This window comes from Streptococcus sanguinis (genome assembly GCF_900635155.1).
Lineage (GTDB): Bacteria > Bacillota > Bacilli > Lactobacillales > Streptococcaceae > Streptococcus > Streptococcus sanguinis_G.
Map to the genome: position 1 here is coordinate 140,835 of NZ_LR134002.1, position 18,638 is coordinate 159,472.

Below are 18,638 nucleotides of genomic sequence, written 5' to 3' on the forward strand. Positions count from 1 at the left end.
AAAATGGAAAAACAAGAAAAGCAAATCGTAGAAATCGATATTTTGTCCTTGCTGAGAGCCTTATGGCTGAAGAAATTTACCATTGTATTGGGAGCGGTGCTCTTTTCTTTACTGGCTTTTGGCTACAGCGTGTTTATTGCTAAGAAAATGTATCAGAGCACCACACGCATCTATGTGGTTAGCCGTCAGAATGAAACGCAGGCAGCTTTGACTAATCAGGACCTGCAGGCGGGTTCATACCTCGTTAAGGACTTTAAGGAAATCATTCTGTCACAGGCGGTTCTGTCACAGGCAATTAGTGAGTTGAAACTGCAAACGTCACCAAGAGAGCTGACGCGTCACATCACCGTTTCCGTTCCGGCGGATACTCGTATCGTTTCGATTACGGTTAAAGATGACAACCCAGAGGAAGCGGCTCGCATTGCCAATGCCTTCCGTAATATTGCTGCTGAGAAAATTATCGAGGTGACAAAAGTTTCTGATGTGACAACTTTGGAAGAAGCAACAGTCCCAGCAGAGCCTTCTTCACCAAATATTCGGCGTAATGTTATCTTAGGATTTTTAGGGGGCAGCGTCCTGATGTCAATCTTTATCATCGCTGTAGAAATCCTGGATGATCGGGTGAAGAAGCCAGAGGACATTGAAGAAGTCATGGGCTTGACGCTGTTGGGCGTTATCCCAGATATGAACAGAATGTAAGGGAGAGAAAATGGCAACCTTAGAATTAGTTAGGAAAAAAAGGAACCTTGTCAAACTAACCGAGGAATACTACAATGCTCTAAGTACTAATGTACAGCTGAGTGGCGCCAATATCAAGATGGTCGAAATAAGCTCGGTGACGGCAAATGAAGGAAAGTCTACAACCTCAGTGAATCTCGCGGCCGCCTTTGCCAGAGCTGGTCATAAGACCTTGATGATCGATGCGGATATCCGCAACTCAGTCATGTCCGGTGTGTTTAGCAGTCAGAGAAAAGTATCAGGACTGACGGACTATTTGTCAGGACAGGCTGCCCTGCATGAAGTCATCAACGATACAGATCTGGACAACCTAGATGTGATCTTATCTGGTCCAGTATCACCTAATCCGACGGGGCTTTTGCAAAGCAAGCAGTTTGAAGCGCTTTTGACTGACTTGCGTGTCCGCTATGACTACATCATCGTAGATACTTCACCGATTGGTCTGGTCATTGATGCGGCTATCATCGCCCAGAAATGCGATGCTAGCTTCTTGGTGACGCAAGCAGGCCATATTAAACGAAAAGCGGTCATGAAGGCTAAAGAGCAGTTGGAACAAACGGGAACTCCTTTTTTGGGTGTTGTCCTCAATAAATATAACATTGATTTGGAACGCTATGGTGCCTACGGAACTTATGGGGGATATGGCAGCTATGGCAATTATGGGAAATAGGGAATAAAGAGTTTTAGGATAATTGGGAGATTAGGAACATGACAAGAGCGAGAAAAAGAGTCATCTTAATTATTGTTGATATTATTTTGCTCAGTATAAGTCAGGGGATTTCAAAATTCTTCTTAGCAAAATATGTCGGGATAACGGATTTGTCTTTTATCTCTATTTTAATGGGGATTATTGTACTATATTTGACATTTGCAACACTGTCGAATGTCTTTTCTACCATTACAAGGTATACAGATTACAAAACAATGTTTCGAGTAGGGGGCTCAATTTTGGGAGCTTACTCGATTGTATACATTGTAGAGAAAATTTTTTACGAATCCACAAACAGTAGATATATTGTCCTTTCTATGCTGCTATCGTTTTTGTTGGTTATTGCTTCAAGGCTGACTTGGCGGGAGATTCATGAATTCGTGCAGCACCCTTCAGCCTTACTGGGTAAGAAAGTAGATGGGACGAAGACCCTTGTTGTTGGTTCAGGGGATGGTGCCAGTCTCTTTATCAAGACAGCCCAGCAAAAATCAAAAGATTTAAAGATAGTCGCGATTGTAGATGATGATAAGAATAAGCAAAATACGTATCTTCATGGAGTAAAAGTTGTAGGAACAACTGAGCAGATACCTGAAATTGTAGGGAATTATGAAGTCGAACAAATTGTCATTGCCATTCCTTCGTTGGCTCCGGATGATTACGAGCGAATCGTAGAGTATTGCCAACAGACGGAGGTCAAGGTCAATGCCATGCCTAAGTATGAACAGGTAATTACGGGGAAACTATCTGTCAGCAAACTTCAGGAAATTGACATTGCAGATCTGTTGGGGCGTAAAGAAGTTAAGCTGGATCAGCAAAGTTTGAAGTCCAATATTAAATGCAAGACAGTACTAGTTACGGGGGCCGGTGGGTCTATCGGCTCGGAACTTTGCCGTCAGATTGCTCAATTCTGCCCAGCTAGGCTCCTGCTTCTAGGTCATGGAGAAAATTCAATTTATTTGATTCACAAGGAGCTGTCAAGCCGTTATAAAGATGATATTGAGTTGATTCCAATCATTGCAGATATTCAAGATAGAGAGAGGATTTTCCATATTATGGAAACCTATCGTCCTGATCGAGTGTACCATGCAGCAGCTCACAAGCATGTTCCTTTGATGGAGTACAATCCGACAGAAGCGGTCAAAAACAATATCTATGGCACGCGAAATGTAGCAGAAGCAGCAAAGGCAGCTGGTGTCGCGAAATTTGTCATGATCTCTACAGATAAGGCAGTCAACCCGCCTAATGTTATGGGGGCAACTAAGCGTGTGGCCGAAATGGTCGTGACCAGTTTAAATGAAGAAGGAAAGACTCTTTTCTCAGCTGTCCGCTTTGGGAATGTTTTGGGCAGCCGAGGTAGTGTTGTTCCTTTGTTCAAGGAGCAGATTGCCAAGGGAGGTCCTATCACCGTAACGGACTTTCGAATGACACGCTATTTCATGACGATACCAGAAGCCAGCCGCTTGGTGATTCAGGCTGGGGCCTTGATGCAAGGGGGAGAGGTTTTTGTCTTGGATATGGGCGAGCCTGTGAAAATTTTGGACCTAGCTAAAAAGATGATTACGCTCAGCGGCCATACTGAAGAGGAGATTCAGATTCAGGAAGCAGGCATTCGACCAGGTGAAAAGCTTTATGAGGAGCTCTTGTCTGCCAAGGAAAAGGTTAATGATCAAGTCTATGAAAAGATTTTTGTAGGGAATGTTCAGTCACTGCCTAAGATAGAGGTGGATTCCTATGTGGACTCCCTTCTGACTCTTGGTGCAAATGACCTCAAGGATAGCCTGGTAAAGTTTGCACAGCAATAAGTTTTTAGGATAATCATGTATAAATTTTTTAAACGAACATTAGATATAGTCTTGTCATTCTTAGGAATGTTTGTCCTATCACCATTTTTTCTGTTTCTAGTACTTGCTATTAAATTGGATTCAAAAGGACCAGTTTTGTTCAAACAGAAGCGGGTCGGTCTGCATAAGAAACACTTCTATATTTTGAAATTCAGAACGATGCGAATTGACACACCTAAGGATACTCCAACTCATTTACTTGAAAATCCTGAGCAATGGATTACAAAGGTTGGGAAATTTCTTAGGAAGACATCTCTGGATGAGTTGCCTCAGATTTGGAATATTTTTGTGGGTGATATGAGTATCATAGGTCCAAGACCGGCTCTTTGGAATCAGTATGATTTGATTGAAGAGCGAGACCGCTATGGAGCAAATGATGTTTTGCCAGGTCTGACAGGATGGGCTCAGATTCATGGGCGAGATGAGTTGCCGATTGCCAAGAAAGCTGAATTGGACGGCTACTACGTCCAGCATTTGTCTTTTGGATTAGATGTCCGCTGTTTCTTTGGAACCATTAAGAGTGTTGCTAAGAGCGAAGGTGTTGTCGAAGGCGGCACGGGAAATATGGAAAAGAAAGATTAAAGGCTGATGAAAAGAATATTAATTACGGGAGAGGGTAGCTATATCGGCCGGAGCTTTAAGAGGTATGTTTCCTCACGGGAGGATGTTCAGGTTGATGAGCTAGACGTCCGCGGGGAAACCTGGAAGGAGAAAGATTTTTCGTCTTTTGATGTAATTTTGCATTTGGCGGCGATTGTCCATATCTCCAACCCATCAAAAGAGATGGAATCGGTATATAATCAAGTCAATACTCAGCTACCTTATGAATTGGCTCAAAAGGCTAAACGCGAAGGTGTCAAACAGTTTATCTTTATGAGCAGCATGAGCGTCTATGGCGAAATTTTGGGAGATCGGGTTATCACAAAGGAGACACAAGAGAGTCCTGATTCTTTTTATGGCAAAAGCAAACTAGCTGCTGAGCAACTTCTAGCGGAATTGGAGAGCGAAGATTTCAAATTAGCAGTTTTACGGCCGCCCATGGTTTATGGTCATCAAACTAAGGGAAATTATAAGCGACTGTCAAAGTTGGCTCAGAAGCTACCAGTCTTCCCTTTGGTTCAGAATGAACGTAGTATGATTTATATTGATAACCTTTGTGAGTTTATCAGACTGATTGTTCAGAATCAAGACAGCGGTGTTTTCTATCCTCAAAATCAGGACTATGTCAATACCTCTCAGCTAGTCAAAGAAATAAAACGGACTCATGGTCAGAGAGTAGTCTTGCTGCCTGCATTTAACTGGATTTTAAAAAGATTGTCCCGCTATGTTTCGACTCTAAATAAGCTGTTTTCAGATTTAACTTATGAAAAAGAGATGTCTAGCTATTCTCAGTCTTATCAGGTGGCAGATTTTAGGAGGTCTATTGAGAAGACGGAGAAGGGAAACTAGTTTAGGATGAATGGGGGGATTGTTAGTGAAGTTTTCGGTATTGATGTCTGTCTATCAGAGGGAGAATCCGGATTTCTTAAGAAAGAGTCTAAATAGCGTTCTTATAGAGCAGAGCCGAAAGCCAGATGAGCTTGTCCTGGTAGAGGATGGGTCGCTGACAGAAGAGCTTTATCAGACGATTCAAGATTTCAAGGAAACATTTCCAGAGATGAAAGTTCTACTCTTAAAGGAAAATGTCGGATTGGGAGAAGCTTTGCATCGGGGAGTTGAGGCTTGCTCTTATGATTGGATTGCTAGAATGGATACAGATGACATTGCGACACCGGACCGTTTCCAGCAACAAGTGGACTATATTGAGCAGCATCCGCAGTTAGATGTTTTGGGTGGCAATATCATAGAATTTGACACGGAACCAGATCAAATAGTGGCAGAGAAACAAATGCCGCTTTCCCATGAAGAGATTATAAAAAGGTTGCAACGGAGAAATCCTTTCTGTCACATGACGGTCTTTTTTAAGAAATCATCTGTTTTAAAAGCAGGCAATTACAAGCCCTTGCCTTTAGTGGAAGACTATTATCTTTGGGCGAGAATGGCTGCTCAGGGCTGTCGTTTCGCCAATCTTAATCGGGTCTTGGTTTATGCTCGCGTCGGAAACGGCATGCATACGAGAAGAAGCCAGACAGAGCAGATTGCCAGCTGGAAAGTAGTCAACACTTTTTTGCTGTCACATGGTATGTTGAACCAAGGGCAATATTATCAAAATATGTTGATGATTCGCGCTTTTGTGGGAACGCCTATTTGGATAAAAGCGTTTATTTATAAGTATCTGCTTAGAAGAAAGTAATCTTCTTTACAGACAGAGCAGTCTAGCTTAGACAGGGAGAAAGCTAGGAGTTAGGGGGATATAGGATGAAAAGTTTAGGAAGGAGGGAGAAATGATTTCTGTCGTGATGGCGACCTATAATGGGGCGGATTTTATTTTGGAGCAACTAGACTCTATCCGCACTCAAAAGCTGAAGCCTGATCAGGTCATTATCTGTGATGACTGTTCGACAGATCAGACAGTGGCACTAATCAAGGACTACGTCACCAAGCACCAACTGACTGATTGGCAGTTGATTGAAAATCAGGAAAATTTGGGCCATTATCGAACTTTTATAAAATTAGCGAGTTTAGCTGAGCACGATATTGTTTTTTTCGCTGATCAGGATGATAAATGGCTGCCTGATAAAACAGCTGCCTTGCAGAAAGTGCTGTTAGAAACAGACGCTGCTATGGTGTATGGCCAGTCTTACTTGATTGATCAAAATGGTCAGGTCATCAAGGAGCCCAAGGTTTCAGGAGACAGGCAAGAAAGAAATCTAGCTTGGCTTCTGAAAAAATGGCCGTCAGGTTATCAGACAGCTTTTAGAAAGTCGGTACTGGCTGATATCTTGCAGCAGCAATATACGGATTATCCTGGATTTGATTATCATGACGTTTTATTTGGTATGCTGGCTCCATTGTATGGAAAAGTTGTTTGCTTGGACCAGCTTCTAGATCAGCATCGCATTCATCAGGCGAATGTAACCCAGTCTGCGTCGTCGCTTAGTTTTAACAAAACAAGGTTATCTAGGATTAACTATTTACAGAAGGTCATCAGTCGCTATGAGTCTGTGAAAAAAATCGCAGAGGAGCGACAGATTTCTGAGGCGGATCATCGCCAGGTTACTAGGGCTTTGGCCTTGACCAATCTTAGACTGAAATTATTACAGTCTAGAAATCCATTTTGGGCTTTGGGCCTAATGTTTCAAATAAGGGAGTATCGAACAATAAAAGATTTCATCAGTGATTTGGTATACACCTACTCACTGAATGGACTTGCTAGGAGATTATTGAAAAAGTTTGGGAGGTAAGAAAAATGAGAGGAACCAGTAAGATTGAATGGGAGTTGGCTTTGGGAGAACGCTTCAGCCCCATGTATCAGAAAATTACGGATGATAAATTAAAGGTTTTGCAAAAAGCCTATTTACAAATGTATAAAAAATTTGATGCAGAGTGTCGTCGGCATCATATTCATTCCTACATGGTTGCAGGGACCTTGATTGGTTCTTTGCGACATGGGGGCTATATCCCTTGGGACGATGATATCGACTTAGTGATGTTCCGAGAGGACTACAATCGTTTGCAGGAAATCTTTGCGGACAGCGAGGACTTCGAGCTGATCTCGCCTGCGGATGCGACAGACAGTGTCTTTAAGGTTCTAAAGCTGCAGAGCAAGTCACTGACCTACTATGATGTTTTAGGAGAAGGTTTCAGTAAAAAGAAACATCTTTATCTTGATATGCTGCCAATTGACTTTGTCCCAGAGAATAACATGCTTCGCAAGCTCAAAGGTCTTCTATTCAGAGCCTTGGATTTGTCACACAACAGCTCGCGCTGCTATACGAAGTTTACTCCGCATCTGACCTATATGGCTAAAGAATCCAAAGAACTCAGACAAAATCTTTGGATTAGAAGACTGATAGGCTTCCCTTCTTTTATCATGGGGCCGGCTAATATGTATAAGTTGATGGAAAAACTCATCCAGTCTAATAAGAAGACTTCAAAAATAACAATTGCTTATGGTGTCAAAGGCTATTTGGGAGAGACAATCGATTATGAAAGTTTCTATCCAGCTAAGAAGTATTCCTTTGAAGGCTATGAGTTCGATGGACCTAATGATGCGGACAAGTATCTGACTAATCGCTACGGTGATTACATGACACCGCCTGAAAGAAAAGAACAGACAGAACGTCATGTCAGACTGAGAGATAATTGGGTTGAATTAATAGAAGGAAGATAATGGTTTTTTTACTAATTTTGGGAGGCCTTTTCCTATTGTTTTTGACAATCAAAACAGTAGGAAGAGACTACGCTAACCCGGCTTTTATATATCTGGCAATATGGATGATAGCAAGCATTTTTACTGCATTTTATTCATCCAAATGGGGAGAGGGACTTTCTCTGATAACGGTCACAGTTATCTTTGTTGGAAATGCCATTTTTTTAATGGGAGTCCTGTTGTCATCGAATTTGTTTGCTGAGAGGAAGTTGGACGCCAAACCTAGTCAAATAAAGGTGAGTAATTTTTTCATTATTTTAGTTCTCTTATTTTTGGCTTATGCGGTCAGGTTTATTTATTCCGATTTGCTTTATTTGGCGGCGCAGAGTAAGCAGGTACCGGGGGGATTGTTTAAAACTATTGAATTGGCTCGGCATATGACTACAAATTATGATTTCTCTCTTAGTCGTCTTAGCCTCAATTTGTTGCGGGTTAACTTTTCCTTAGGAATTGTTTTCTTCTATTTTTTCTGTGAGTCTCTTTTTTCGGGAAAAGATGGCATTTTTTACAAGGGAAAGTTACTGCTGGTTAGTCTGATTTCTTTAGGTGTTTCCCTCTTGTCTACCGGACGTACGGAGTTGCTGGGCTTGGTTGCAGGCTATGCTATTGTGTATATGTTGTTTTTCTCGAAGTATTATTCGTGGAAAGACAGCAGGTATGGTGTGAAGCTTTTTCGATCTTTGCTGATAATTGGATTTGTATTCCTTGTCTTATTCATGGCGGTTGGAACCTTTGTTCTCAATCGAGTGGATAGTCGGGCAGAGTTCGGAATTTTAGATAATTTGGTTAAATATATGGGTTCACCCATTCAGGCTTTAGACTATTATCTGAAAAATCCTACTCTTTATAGCGATAATCAAGTCTTTGGAGAAAATACTCTTATTGCTATCTATGGAACATTGAAATCCCTCGGTCTGTCTAGCCATGATCTGACACCTTTCTTGCCTGTTGTTCATTTTAACGACGATAAAACCAATGTTTACACAATTTATTACTACTTTATCAAGGATTTTGGCTATTTCTCAGTCCTTATCTTTCAGCTTTTATATGGCTTCTTTTACGGAAGTTTCTACTATTCTATCAAAAAACGCTATTTCACCCCGCTAAAGGTTATTGTTTTCGCTTTATTTGCGTATCCTTTAGTCATTTCATTCTTTCAGGAAACTTTGCTGTCATTGCTGACAACCCATATTAATCGGATTATCTATGCTTTTGTGATTTATATGGCAGCTGATTTACTGAGTAGAGTACGATTTACAACGAGAGGAAGGAAAGTATCGGTATGACGACATCGGCTCTGATATTTGCAGGCGGCACAGGCAGCCGCATGAATACTAAGACCTTGCCCAAGCAGTTTTTAGAGTTGCATGGTAAGCCTATTATTATTCATACGATTGAGCACTTTGAAGACCATCCGGCAGTATCGGACATTGTGGTTGTCTGTGTAGACGGCTGGCTGGACTACTGCAGAGATTTATTAGCTCGATTCAATATTAAAAAAGTCAGTCAAGTGGTTCCTGGTGGAGAGACTGGACAAATGTCTATCTTTAATGGTCTCGCTGTTTTACGGGAAAAGTACAAGAATGATGACGACTATGTGTTGATTCATGATGGTGTTCGCCCTTTGATTGACGGGGGAATCATTTCTAAAAATATTGAGGCAGCAAAAAAGTATGGGGCAGCTATTACGGTTAAGCCGGTTATCGAAACAGTTATTCAGGTCGATGAGGCGGATGTTATTAATCAGGTTATCGAGCGTTCCACTTGCCAGACAGCTGTCGCCCCTCAAACCTTTGCGCTTTCAAAGATTCACTCCCTGCATTTAAAAGCTCAGGCAGAGAATCAATTTGATATGACGGATTCTGCGACACTGGCTCGTTATTTTGGACTCCCTCTGCATACAGTCATGGGGGGCAGCGAAAATATCAAAATTACGACTCCATCTGATTTTTATATCTTTAGAGCGATTTACGAAGCGCGTGAAAATGCACAAATTTTTGGTTGATATGGCAAATAATACGATTTTACAAAAGGATATGGAAGACCTAGCTGCTGTCAGTCCTATTCTCAGAGAACTGAGAAATGTTACAGTCTTGGTAACTGGAGCAACCGGACTTATAGGCAGACACTGTATTTCCGCCTTGATGGCTTTAAACGATTTGTACGATGCCAATGTCAGAGTAGTGGCTTTAGCACGAAATCAGAAAAAAGTGGAGGATCTATTTAAAGATTTTTTACATAGTGAGAATCTGCAGCTAGTGTATGCTGACTTGCTGTCAGATTGGCAGATAGAGGAAGATTTGGATTATATTATCCATGGAGCCAGTGCAACGGACTCCTCTTTTTTCGTTAAGCATCCTGTGGAGACAATTGATCTAGCCGTAAATGGAACGAAAAAAATGCTTGAGCTGGCTAAAAATAAGAAAGTTCACAGTATGGTTTACCTCTCTTCTCTGGAAGTCTATGGGACGACAAGTCCTGATGCTTCCAGCATTAGCGAGAAAGATTACGGTTATTTAGATTCAACCAGTGTCCGTAGCAGTTATTCGGAAAGCAAGCGCATGACAGAGTCCTTGTGTGTAGGCTATTGTCATCAGTATCAGGTGCCGGTTAGAATGGCTCGTTTGTCACAAACTTTTGGCCCAGGTGTGAGCTATGAAGACAACAGAGTTTTTGCACAGTTTGCGCGTGCTGTCCTTGAAAAGAGAGATATTATTCTCCGGACTAAAGGGGAAACTGTTCGGAACTATTGCTATACCAAAGATGCTATTGAAGCCATATTTTACATTCTGCTGAAAGGTCAAGCAGGTCAAGCTTATAATGTCGCCAATAAAGAGACGGCGATTTCCATTCGTGAGATGGCGGAAATGGTTATTGAACTAAGCGGTAGCAATGAATCGAAGTTGGTCTTTGATTTGGCAGAGGATGTGGAAAAGCTAGGATATAATCCGACAGTTAAGATTCGTCTCAATACGGACAAGCTTGAGAGTTTGGGCTGGCAAGCTCATACTGATTTAGAAACCATGTTTTTACGTTTGATTGAGAGCATGGCAGCAGATAGGAAGAAATAGGAGGGCAAATTTGTCTGGTGGATTTAAAAAAATAGTAGCTAATTTTTCCTATGTCGTCTTGTCCAATTTGCTGACAGTAATAGTTTCTTCTCTGGTTGTCTTGATTTTGCCTAAGATTATGGGTGTAGAGGAGTATGGATACTGGCAACTCTATATTTTTTATTTATCCTATGCTGGTTTTGTTCATCTGGGCTGGGTGGACGGAATCTACCTTCGCTACGGTGGTTTGGAGTATGCTGATCTGGATAAAGAAAAGTTTTTCTCTCAGTTTCTCATGCTTTTGATCTATCTGACAGGGATTGGAATTTTATTTTTACTAGGGATTTCTGCCTTTATTAGAGATGAGAGCAGTCAGTTTGTTTTTACACTTTTGGTTTATACCACGTTGGTCACCAATCTGCGTTTTCTTTTTGTTTACGTTCTGCAGATGACTAATCGACTAAAGGAGAGTTCCTATGTTGTCAGTGGAGACCGACTCCTCTATTTACTGCTTTTACTGGTCTTTATTTTCGTGGGCTTTCGAGATTTCAAGATTATGGTCTATGCAGATTTGATTGGTAGAGTTGTTTCTCTTTTTTATGCCATGTATCTGTGCCGAGAGATGGCCCTGCGACCTCTCAATCAATTTAAGCTTGATATACAGGAAACGGTTCGCAATATTGCTGTCGGTATCAATCTGATGCTATCAAATGTAGCCAGTATGCTCATTATCGGGACCGTTCGAATGGGGATTCAAAAGGTATGGAACATTGCTACATTTGGGAAAGTATCCTTGACCCTGAGCATTTCCAATCTGCTCATGACCTTTATCAACGCTATCGGTTTAGTCATCTTTCCGATTTTGAAACGGACGGACGAAAGCAAGTTGCCTAAGATTTACAATCAGTTGCGGAATGTCCTTATGGTTCTTATGTTTGGTGTGCTTTTGCTGTATTATCCCCTGAAAATAGCTTTGGACAGCTGGCTGCCGGCTTACAGAGAGTCCTTGATATTTATGGCTCTAGTCTTTCCTATGTCTGTCTACGAGGGTAAAATGGCTCTGCTTATCAATACCTACTTAAAAGCCTTACGAATGGAGAGGCAGATTTTTAAAGTAAATGTAATTGCCATGCTCTTAAGTTTCGCTACTACCTTTATTTTTGCAGTTTTTCTGCGCAATCTGAATGCTACAGTGCTGTCTATCGTACTGCTGCTGGCGACTAGGAGTATATTGGCAGAGCTAATCTTAGCCAAGAGGATGCAGATCGAGGTCGTCAAAGATATCTGGGTTGAGTTGCTAATGACACTTGTGTTTATTGCTTCGAATTGGTTTTTATCAGTTTATCTAGCTGCAGCAGCCTATGGTTTTGTCTATCTGACCTACAGCATATACAAATACCAAAGTTTAAAAGGCCTGCTCCAGCAATTGCGGACTCGTTGATGTTTGAGAAATTATAAATAGTTTAACAATCTAAATACTAAGCCCTGTCTGGGCTTTTTACGTTTGTAATGTAGGTTTAGCAAACAAAGTAACTTATAAAGTTACTCTGGCTACAATCAGTTTGCTGAACTATATATTGTATATAGTGGAGATGAAAGACAATTTTTCCAGTAACTTATTGCGGATTATGGTATTTTTTAGAATAACTAGAAATTAGCTAAAATAATTCTGTTCTTTATGCCTCTAAATATAAATGATTTTGCAAGTTGTTTTATCATGAAGAGACTTCAAAAATCATCAAGAGAGCAGAGCAATAGGGGAGCAAAGTGGACTAAGTTTTGATGTTTTTAGTAAGTGCAGAATTTGGCAGTCAACTTTGAGAAGAGAAGTATCTGTTAGTTGCAATAGTAAAATTAAAGAGAACTCGAGGAATAGCAAGAAGAGGTGTCCTATGAAAAAAATTTTAGTTACAGGCGGAACGGGGTATATAGGAAGTCATACAGTGGTTGAACTAGTCGTAGCAGGCTATGAAGCCATTATCGTGGATAACTTTTCGAATAGCTCTCCAGAAGTGCTAGAGCGCTTAGAAACTATCACTGGTAAGAATATTCCGTTTTTCAAGGGTTCGATTTCTGATAAAAATCTGATGGACCAGATTTTCAAAGACAATCACATTGATGCAGTCATTCATTTAGCGGCCTATAAGTCAGTAGAAGAATCGGTGCGGGAACCACTTAAATATTACGAAAATAATGTCAGTGCTGGTATTGCTCTTCTTGAAGTTATGAAAGAGCACAAGGTAGAACATATCATCTTTAGCTCCAGTGCCACGGTCTATGGCATGAATAATCTATCTCCATTGACAGAAGATTTGCCAACTTCAGCGACGAATCTATATAGTTACACCAAGCTGATGATGGAGCAGGTTCTAACAGATCTAGCTCTTGCACATTCAGATTGGTCTGTAACCAATCTTCGTTACTTCAATCCAATTGGTGCTCACGAGTCTGGTCTGATTGGTGAGGCTCCAAATGGAATTCCTCATAACCTCATGCCTTATATTACTCAGGTTGCGGTCGGTAAATTGCAAGAGCTTAGCGTTTTCGGAAATGATTATGATACGCATGACGGTACAGGGGTGCGGGATTATATCCATGTAGTCGATTTAGCCAAGGGCCATGTTTTGGCTTTGAAACATAATTTAGAAAACAAGGGGGTCGCTGTTTTCAATCTTGGTACAGGGATTGGTTATAGTGTACTGGATATGGTTGAAGTCTTTGAAAATGTCAATGGTGTGAAAATTCCTTATACTATAAAGGATAGGCGACCTGGAGATGTGGCGACTTGCTATGCCGATGCAAGTAAAGCTAATGACATTTTGGGCTGGAAAGCTGAGAAAACTCTCCAAGATATGATGCGAGATTCTTGGAGATGGCAAAGTTCAAATCCTAATGGCTATGAAGGCTAATGTAGAATATCCGCTAGATGAATAAAACTCTTCTGCAATAATGCAGAAGAGTTTTTCTATATAAGAGCTGTTTTCTCCTACAGATGCAAAACTTTTTAAAGAATGTCATCAATTGATATGTTTTTTAATGGGCGTGTAATCTGGTCTTGATGAGCTGTAATAATAAACATGCTATAATGTCTGCATGAAGACTGAAAACACAACTTTGCACGCTTTCAAGGCCCTAGCTTGCTTTAGTATTGTTTCCCTACACTTTCTGCTGCCGGGGCAATTTGGCGTTTTTTATCAAATTGTGGCCCGCTTTGCAGTTCCCTTTTTCATGATGCTGTCGGGCTATTTTTCCTATAATATTTCCAAAGATAAGGTCAAGTTTCGTCTCAAGCAGATGCTCCTTTTGACAGCTGCCAGTCTGCTTTTTTACACGATTGTGCATTTTGTCAACTTGCTGCTGACCAGAGAGCTAACAGAAAAGATGGCATCTATAGATTTATCTGATTTTGCGGACTTTTTCCTCTTTAACAGTCCCAGAGACTTGATTGGCTCGGCCGCTACACCGACCTGGTATTTGCTGGCTATTTCCTATATCTACACGCTTTATTTGGTTTTTTATAAGCATTTTCACCGCTTAACTAGCTTTGGTGTGTCTCTGTTCTTGTTGGTTCTGGCCTTTTACATTGAGTTCAATATTAGTGGCACCCTCTACTACCGAAATTTCCTGTTTATGGGTCTCCCTTTTTTCATTCTAGGGATGCAGTTTGCTAAGCATCGGGATCGGATTTTAGCCTACGACTTGTCGTCTGTCAGGAAATGGGCTATTGGTTTGGGAATAGCAGGCTTGATTTTACTTGAGTACTGTTTCATGGGTACGGAATATGACCTCTATCCCAGCACCCTTTTCTCGTCCAGTGCAATTTTCTTCTATGCGGTCAGAAATGGGACTGATATTGATATTCCGATTTTGAATAATATCGCCAAGAGATATGCCACCATGATTTATATCATTCATCCCTTCATTATCTTCATTTTCAGGTCGATAATGCCTCGGAATACCATTTATAGTTTTGGCTTTTTTATCATTTTCTTACTGTCTTACTTTCTGAGCATAGCTTTTCAGAAAGCCATCAGGCCCAGACTTATCAGTACACTTCCGGCTCAGGCTCAGTGATGTAAGCTGGCAGAGCTTATCCTCGCTTTCACTCCAAACTAAAAGCAACAGGTAATTCTGTTGCTTTTCTTGGTCTATCTTGGGTTTAGACTGCTCAATACTTTTTCAAAACTGTCAGAGCGGGCTTCGACGGTGATTTTTTCTAGCGTAAAAGGGTGGGTGAAAGTCAGCCGATGGGCGTGGAGCATAAGCCGCCCTTGGGGTTGCGGATGATAGAGTGGGTCGCCGATCAGAGGGTGTCCGTGGTGAGCCAGATGGACACGGATCTGATGGGTGCGGCCAGTCTTGAGTTGGCATTGGACCAAGGCAGCCTGCCCAAACTGCTTGAGCCGAGTCACATGAGTCTCTGCATAGAGTCCTTTTCGGGGGTCGACCAGCCGTTTCCTGCGGTCATGGCGGTTGCGGCCAATCTTGTCTTTATAGATAAGCTTTTTGCTTGGGAACTTGCCTTGGACCAGAGCCCAATATGCGCGGCTGATTTCTCGCTTTTCCAGCAATCGATTGAGGATGGGCAGGACAAAGGGATTCTTGGCAAAGAGGACAGCACCACTGGTTTCTTTATCCAGCCGGTGAACGACATAGCAGGTCTCGCCGACATAGGCAGAAACATGATTAAGCAGAGCTAGCTCTGTTGGTTCATTAGCATGGGTTTTCATACCCTCAGGTTTATTGACGATGATGAGATGTTGGTCCTGATAGAGCTCCTCTATGAGTTCGCCATTTCCAAACAAGATTGTCTTTTGAGGATAATCTTCTTCATCAAATATCAGTCGGATATCATCTCCAGGTTTGACTACAGTCTGCCAGTTGATAGCTAGGCCGTTGACGGACACATGCTTCTTGGTCCGTAGAAAGTGCCGGATTTTTCGTGGAATGAGAAATTGTTCTTCCAGCAGCTCTTTGACTGTCATGGCGGGCAGTCCATCTGGGATAGTGAGTGTAAATTTCATACATTTATTGTAGCAGAAAGCCAGAACTTTGGAAATAGGCAGTGTCGGATAAGACTTGCTGCAGAGGGCTTTAAAAGGCTATTTAATATACTCTTTTTCTTAAAAATAACTAAAAATCAGAAGGGAAATAGGGTACTTTCTTGTCTGCACCTAAATAAGGTGATAAAATAAGGTTTATGAAGAATTTAAAAGATTTGTTTGAAAAATTAGTAGATTATTTTACTATACAGAAACCTCAAAAAGAAGCAGCAGAGGAGGTAGAGCTGACAGAAGAGCAGGCTAAGTCTGGTCTCAGCCGTTCGGGCAAGACCAAGAAGAAACCTCTCTCTCAGCACCCTATCCGCCGTTTTTGGCGCAGGTTTCATCTGACCAAGATATTCCTGATTCTCGGCTTGACCTTTGGTCTGGTAGTCGGTGGCTATCTCTTTTATGTTGCTAAGACGACCAATGTCAAGGATTTGCAGAATGCCCTCAAAGCTACCACGCTCATCTTTGACAAGGATGGCAATGAAGCAGGGAGCCTGTCTGGTCAGAAAGGAACTTATGTCGAGCTGACTGAGATTAGTCAAGACCTGCAGAATGCTGTCATCGCAACAGAGGATCGGACTTTTTATGAGAATGGCGGTATTAACTACAGTCGGTTTATTCTGGCTATCCTGACAGCCGGGCGCTCGGGTGGGGGGTCTACCATTACCCAGCAGTTGGCCAAGAATGCTTATCTGTCTCAGGATCAGACCATCGAGCGGAAAGCCAAGGAATTTTTCCTGGCTCTGGAAATCAATAAGAAATACAGCAAGCAGGAAATCCTGACCATGTACCTCAATAACTCCTACTTTGGAAATGGGGTCTGGGGTGTGGAAGATGCCTCTAAGAAATACTTCGGAGTTTCGGCTAGCCAGCTCAGTCTGGACCAGTCGGCTGTTCTGGCTGGTATGCTCAAGGGACCAGAGATATATAATCCGCTGTATTCGGTTGAAAATGCGACCAATCGCCGTGATACGGTGCTGCAAAATATGGTTGCTGCGGGTTTCATTGATCAGGGGACGGCCGATCAGGCTGCCGCTGTAGGAATCGGTGGTCAGCTGGTTGATGCTTATGCCGGTAAGTCAGAAGACTATCGCTATCCATCCTATTTCGATGCGGTCATCAATGAAGCGGTCAATGACTACGGCTTAACTGAAGAAGAGATTGTTAATAATGGCTACCGCATTTACACTGAGTTGGATCAGAACTACCAAGCCAGCATGCAGGTTATTTACAGCAATGTCTCTCTCTTTCCTGTGGCAGAAGATGGCACTATGGCTGAATCAGGCAGTGTTGCTTTGGATCCAAAAACTGGCGGTGTCCGGGCATTAGTTGGACGAGTCAATAGTGCAGAAGGTTCGACCTTCAGAAGCTTTAACTATGCAACCCAGTCTTCCCGTAGTCCCGGATCTACTATCAAGCCCTTGGTTGCTTACAGTCCGGCCGTTGCTGCTGGTTGGCCGACAGATAAGGAGCTGGATAATACCAGAACCACCTTTGGCGACTATACCATCAACAACTACGGCAATATCCAAAGCTCCCCTACAGTTCCAATGTATCAAGCCTTGGCAGAATCTCTGAACATTCCGGCTGTTTCAACTGTCGACGAACTGGGCATCAATAAGGCCTTTGAATACGGGAAAAAGTTTGGTCTGAATATGGACAAGGTTGATAAGACTTTGGGAGTAGCCCTAGGAAGCGGAGTCACGACCAATCCAATGCAGATGGCTCAGGCCTACTCAGTCTTTGCCAACGGCGGCGTGATGAATGATGCCCATCTCATTACAAAAATTGAAAATGCCAGTGGTCAGGTCGTCAAGACCCACCGTCAAACCTCTACTCGGGTTCTTAATGGCTCAACTACTGACAAGATGAACAGCATGATGCTGGGGACCTTCTCGAACGGTACAGGTATCTATGCGGCTCCGTATGGTTATACTATGGCTGGTAAGACCGGTACGACTGAAACGGACTTTAACCCAGATCTATCAGGCGACCAATGGGTCATTGGCTATACGCCGGATGTGGTTATCAGCCAGTGGCTAGGCTTTCCAAAAACTGATGAAACCCACTATCTAACTGGGACCAGTGCGAATGAAGCCTCGGCGGTTTTCCGAAATGTTGCCAATAGCATCCTGCCATATACAGAAGGAACTTCCTTTGAAGGGCAGAAGAATGCCTATGCTGCCAACGGTATTGCCCCTGTGGACACCTATGGTACGGAGGAAACGGGTACTACAACTGAAAACAAAGACTTCCTGCAGGACGTTCAGGACCGAGCTCAAAATCTGGTGGATGAAGCCAAGAAGGCTATTGATGACACTGGTATTCCTGAGAAAGCGAAAAATCTCTGGGATACTGTTACCAGCTGGTTTCAATAGGATTTAAAAGAGCTGAACGGCTTGTCAAAAGCATAGAATCCTGCTATAATAAGAAAGATGGAGGCGTTATGGCATTAAAAAAAGCGAGTCTAGCGTGTACAGTCTGTGGTTCTAGGAACTACTCGGTTAAGCTCAGTAGCACTCCAAAACCAACGCGTTTAGAAGTTAATAAATTTTGTAAGCATTGCAGTAAATATACGCTGCATAAAGAAACTAGATAGGAGATTGTTGTGAAATTCTTTAAAGATGTTTTTAAACTATTGAAAGATACAACTTGGCCTACCCGAAAAGAGAGATGGACAGATTTTATCTCTGTCATGGAATACACTGCATTCTTTGTGGTAATCATCTACATCTTTGACAAAGTAGTGGCAAGCGGTCTTTTCCAGATTCTGAATATTTTCTCTTAATAACTGTAGAGGAAATAGAAAAGAATCCTGCGACAGGTATATCATTCAAAGTCCCACCTATTGTGAGTAGGTGGGATTTTGGCGTATGTCCTTATTTGCTAGCCGACAATTTCAGTCAGCTTCAAAAAATCAAATCTATCTATAATTCA

General features: G+C 42.0%; 18 protein-coding genes. 17 read left to right on the forward strand and 1 reads right to left on the reverse strand.

The features are described from left to right. Nucleotides 1-3: 3 nt before the first annotated feature. The 14 genes from ELZ47_RS00780 (at nt 4) to ELZ47_RS00845 (ending at nt 14,724) form a co-directional block, all read left to right on the forward strand. The gene (locus ELZ47_RS00780) at nt 4-699 is read left to right on the forward strand and encodes a Wzz/FepE/Etk N-terminal domain-containing protein (protein ID WP_002894051.1); all 696 of its coding nucleotides are present in this window, start codon (nt 4-6) and stop codon (nt 697-699) included. 10 nt (nt 700-709) lie between these two features. Then, a complete protein-coding gene (locus ELZ47_RS00785; RefSeq protein WP_002905547.1) occupies nt 710-1,408 on the forward strand; it encodes a polysaccharide biosynthesis tyrosine autokinase in 699 nt (232 codons plus the stop codon). Nucleotides 1,409-1,446: 38 nt separating this feature from the next. Further along, the gene (locus ELZ47_RS00790) at nt 1,447-3,249 is read left to right on the forward strand and encodes a polysaccharide biosynthesis protein (protein WP_125330740.1); all 1,803 of its coding nucleotides are present in this window, start codon (nt 1,447-1,449) and stop codon (nt 3,247-3,249) included. 15 nt (nt 3,250-3,264) lie between these two features. Then, the gene (locus ELZ47_RS00795) at nt 3,265-3,870 is read left to right on the forward strand and encodes a sugar transferase (RefSeq protein WP_125330741.1); all 606 of its coding nucleotides are present in this window, start codon (nt 3,265-3,267) and stop codon (nt 3,868-3,870) included. 6 nt (nt 3,871-3,876) lie between these two features. Beyond that, nucleotides 3,877-4,737: an NAD-dependent epimerase/dehydratase family protein gene (locus ELZ47_RS00800; RefSeq protein WP_125330742.1), complete on the forward strand. Its 861-nt coding sequence runs from the start codon at nt 3,877-3,879 to the stop codon at nt 4,735-4,737. Between the two features lie 10 nt (nt 4,738-4,747). Further along, nucleotides 4,748-5,581, forward strand: a complete 834-nt coding sequence (locus ELZ47_RS00805) for a glycosyltransferase (protein ID WP_185758645.1) — start codon at nt 4,748-4,750, stop codon at nt 5,579-5,581. A gap of 91 nt (nt 5,582-5,672) precedes the next feature. Further along, nucleotides 5,673-6,632: a glycosyltransferase family 2 protein gene (locus tag ELZ47_RS00810; RefSeq protein ID WP_125330744.1), complete on the forward strand. Its 960-nt coding sequence runs from the start codon at nt 5,673-5,675 to the stop codon at nt 6,630-6,632. A gap of 5 nt (nt 6,633-6,637) precedes the next feature. Next, nucleotides 6,638-7,561, forward strand: a complete 924-nt coding sequence (locus ELZ47_RS00815; RefSeq protein WP_002907804.1) for a LicD family protein — start codon at nt 6,638-6,640, stop codon at nt 7,559-7,561. After that, on the forward strand, nt 7,561-8,886 hold the full coding sequence (locus ELZ47_RS00820) for an O-antigen polymerase (RefSeq protein WP_126434985.1): 1,326 nt from the start codon (nt 7,561-7,563) through the stop codon (nt 8,884-8,886). Before ELZ47_RS00815 ends, ELZ47_RS00820 begins: the two co-directional genes overlap by 1 nt. Beyond that, nucleotides 8,883-9,605, forward strand: coding sequence for a 2-C-methyl-D-erythritol 4-phosphate cytidylyltransferase (ispD, locus tag ELZ47_RS00825; RefSeq protein WP_072074728.1), 723 nt, complete (start codon nt 8,883-8,885; stop codon nt 9,603-9,605). The genes ELZ47_RS00820 and ispD overlap by 4 nt, the downstream gene beginning before the upstream one ends. Further along, nucleotides 9,586-10,671 (forward strand): NAD-dependent epimerase/dehydratase family protein, encoded by a 1,086-nt coding sequence (locus ELZ47_RS00830; protein WP_164549530.1) that lies wholly within the window; start codon nt 9,586-9,588, stop codon nt 10,669-10,671. The genes ispD and ELZ47_RS00830 overlap by 20 nt, the downstream gene beginning before the upstream one ends. Nucleotides 10,672-10,681: 10 nt before the next feature. Continuing rightward, nucleotides 10,682-12,091 carry a lipopolysaccharide biosynthesis protein gene (locus tag ELZ47_RS00835; RefSeq protein WP_125330747.1) on the forward strand — a complete coding sequence of 470 codons (1,410 nt, stop codon included), beginning with the start codon at nt 10,682-10,684 and terminating at the stop codon, nt 12,089-12,091. 451 nt (nt 12,092-12,542) lie between these two features. Next, entirely contained in the window at nt 12,543-13,559 is a 1,017-nt protein-coding gene (gene galE / locus ELZ47_RS00840; protein ID WP_126434986.1) for a UDP-glucose 4-epimerase GalE, read from the forward strand. Nucleotides 13,560-13,743: 184 nt separating this feature from the next. Further along, nucleotides 13,744-14,724 (forward strand): acyltransferase family protein, encoded by a 981-nt coding sequence (locus ELZ47_RS00845; RefSeq protein ID WP_126434987.1) that lies wholly within the window; start codon nt 13,744-13,746, stop codon nt 14,722-14,724. A 74-nt stretch (nt 14,725-14,798) separates the two neighbouring features. Here ELZ47_RS00845 and ELZ47_RS00850 read toward each other — a convergent pair whose 3' ends face one another. After that, nucleotides 14,799-15,674: an RluA family pseudouridine synthase gene (locus ELZ47_RS00850; RefSeq protein WP_164549531.1), complete on the reverse strand. Its 876-nt coding sequence runs from the start codon at nt 15,672-15,674 to the stop codon at nt 14,799-14,801. A 176-nt stretch (nt 15,675-15,850) separates the two neighbouring features. On the opposite strand from ELZ47_RS00850, the gene pbp2a reads away from it, so the two are divergent. The 3 genes from pbp2a to secE all read left to right on the forward strand — a co-directional run bounded on the left by pbp2a (nt 15,851) and on the right by secE (nt 18,489). Next, nucleotides 15,851-18,079: a penicillin-binding protein PBP2A gene (gene pbp2a / locus ELZ47_RS00855; RefSeq protein ID WP_125330751.1), complete on the forward strand. Its 2,229-nt coding sequence runs from the start codon at nt 15,851-15,853 to the stop codon at nt 18,077-18,079. Between the two features lie 68 nt (nt 18,080-18,147). Further along, nucleotides 18,148-18,300, forward strand: coding sequence for a 50S ribosomal protein L33 (gene rpmG / locus ELZ47_RS00860; protein WP_002894024.1), 153 nt, complete (start codon nt 18,148-18,150; stop codon nt 18,298-18,300). Nucleotides 18,301-18,309: 9 nt separating this feature from the next. After that, nucleotides 18,310-18,489, forward strand: coding sequence for a preprotein translocase subunit SecE (gene secE / locus ELZ47_RS00865; RefSeq protein WP_002894022.1), 180 nt, complete (start codon nt 18,310-18,312; stop codon nt 18,487-18,489). Nucleotides 18,490-18,638 lie beyond the last annotated feature (149 nt).

Coding starts and splice junctions, on each gene's coding strand:
- ELZ47_RS00780 (WP_002894051.1), top strand. CDS start 4: ATGGAAAAACAAGAAAAGCAAATCGTAGAAATCGATATTTTGTCCTTG.
- ELZ47_RS00785 (WP_002905547.1), top strand. CDS start 710: ATGGCAACCTTAGAATTAGTTAGGAAAAAAAGGAACCTTGTCAAACTA.
- ELZ47_RS00790 (WP_125330740.1), top strand. CDS start 1,447: ATGACAAGAGCGAGAAAAAGAGTCATCTTAATTATTGTTGATATTATT.
- ELZ47_RS00795 (WP_125330741.1), top strand. CDS start 3,265: ATGTATAAATTTTTTAAACGAACATTAGATATAGTCTTGTCATTCTTA.
- ELZ47_RS00800 (WP_125330742.1), top strand. CDS start 3,877: ATGAAAAGAATATTAATTACGGGAGAGGGTAGCTATATCGGCCGGAGC.
- ELZ47_RS00805 (WP_185758645.1), top strand. CDS start 4,748: ATGGGGGGATTGTTAGTGAAGTTTTCGGTATTGATGTCTGTCTATCAG.
- ELZ47_RS00810 (WP_125330744.1), top strand. CDS start 5,673: ATGATTTCTGTCGTGATGGCGACCTATAATGGGGCGGATTTTATTTTG.
- ELZ47_RS00815 (WP_002907804.1), top strand. CDS start 6,638: ATGAGAGGAACCAGTAAGATTGAATGGGAGTTGGCTTTGGGAGAACGC.
- ELZ47_RS00820 (WP_126434985.1), top strand. CDS start 7,561: ATGGTTTTTTTACTAATTTTGGGAGGCCTTTTCCTATTGTTTTTGACA.
- ispD (WP_072074728.1), top strand. CDS start 8,883: ATGACGACATCGGCTCTGATATTTGCAGGCGGCACAGGCAGCCGCATG.
- ELZ47_RS00830 (WP_164549530.1), top strand. CDS start 9,586: ATGCACAAATTTTTGGTTGATATGGCAAATAATACGATTTTACAAAAG.
- galE (WP_126434986.1), top strand. CDS start 12,543: ATGAAAAAAATTTTAGTTACAGGCGGAACGGGGTATATAGGAAGTCAT.
- ELZ47_RS00845 (WP_126434987.1), top strand. CDS start 13,744: ATGAAGACTGAAAACACAACTTTGCACGCTTTCAAGGCCCTAGCTTGC.
- ELZ47_RS00850 (WP_164549531.1), bottom strand. CDS start 15,674: ATGAAATTTACACTCACTATCCCAGATGGACTGCCCGCCATGACAGTC.
- pbp2a (WP_125330751.1), top strand. CDS start 15,851: ATGAAGAATTTAAAAGATTTGTTTGAAAAATTAGTAGATTATTTTACT.
- rpmG (WP_002894024.1), top strand. CDS start 18,148: ATGGCATTAAAAAAAGCGAGTCTAGCGTGTACAGTCTGTGGTTCTAGG.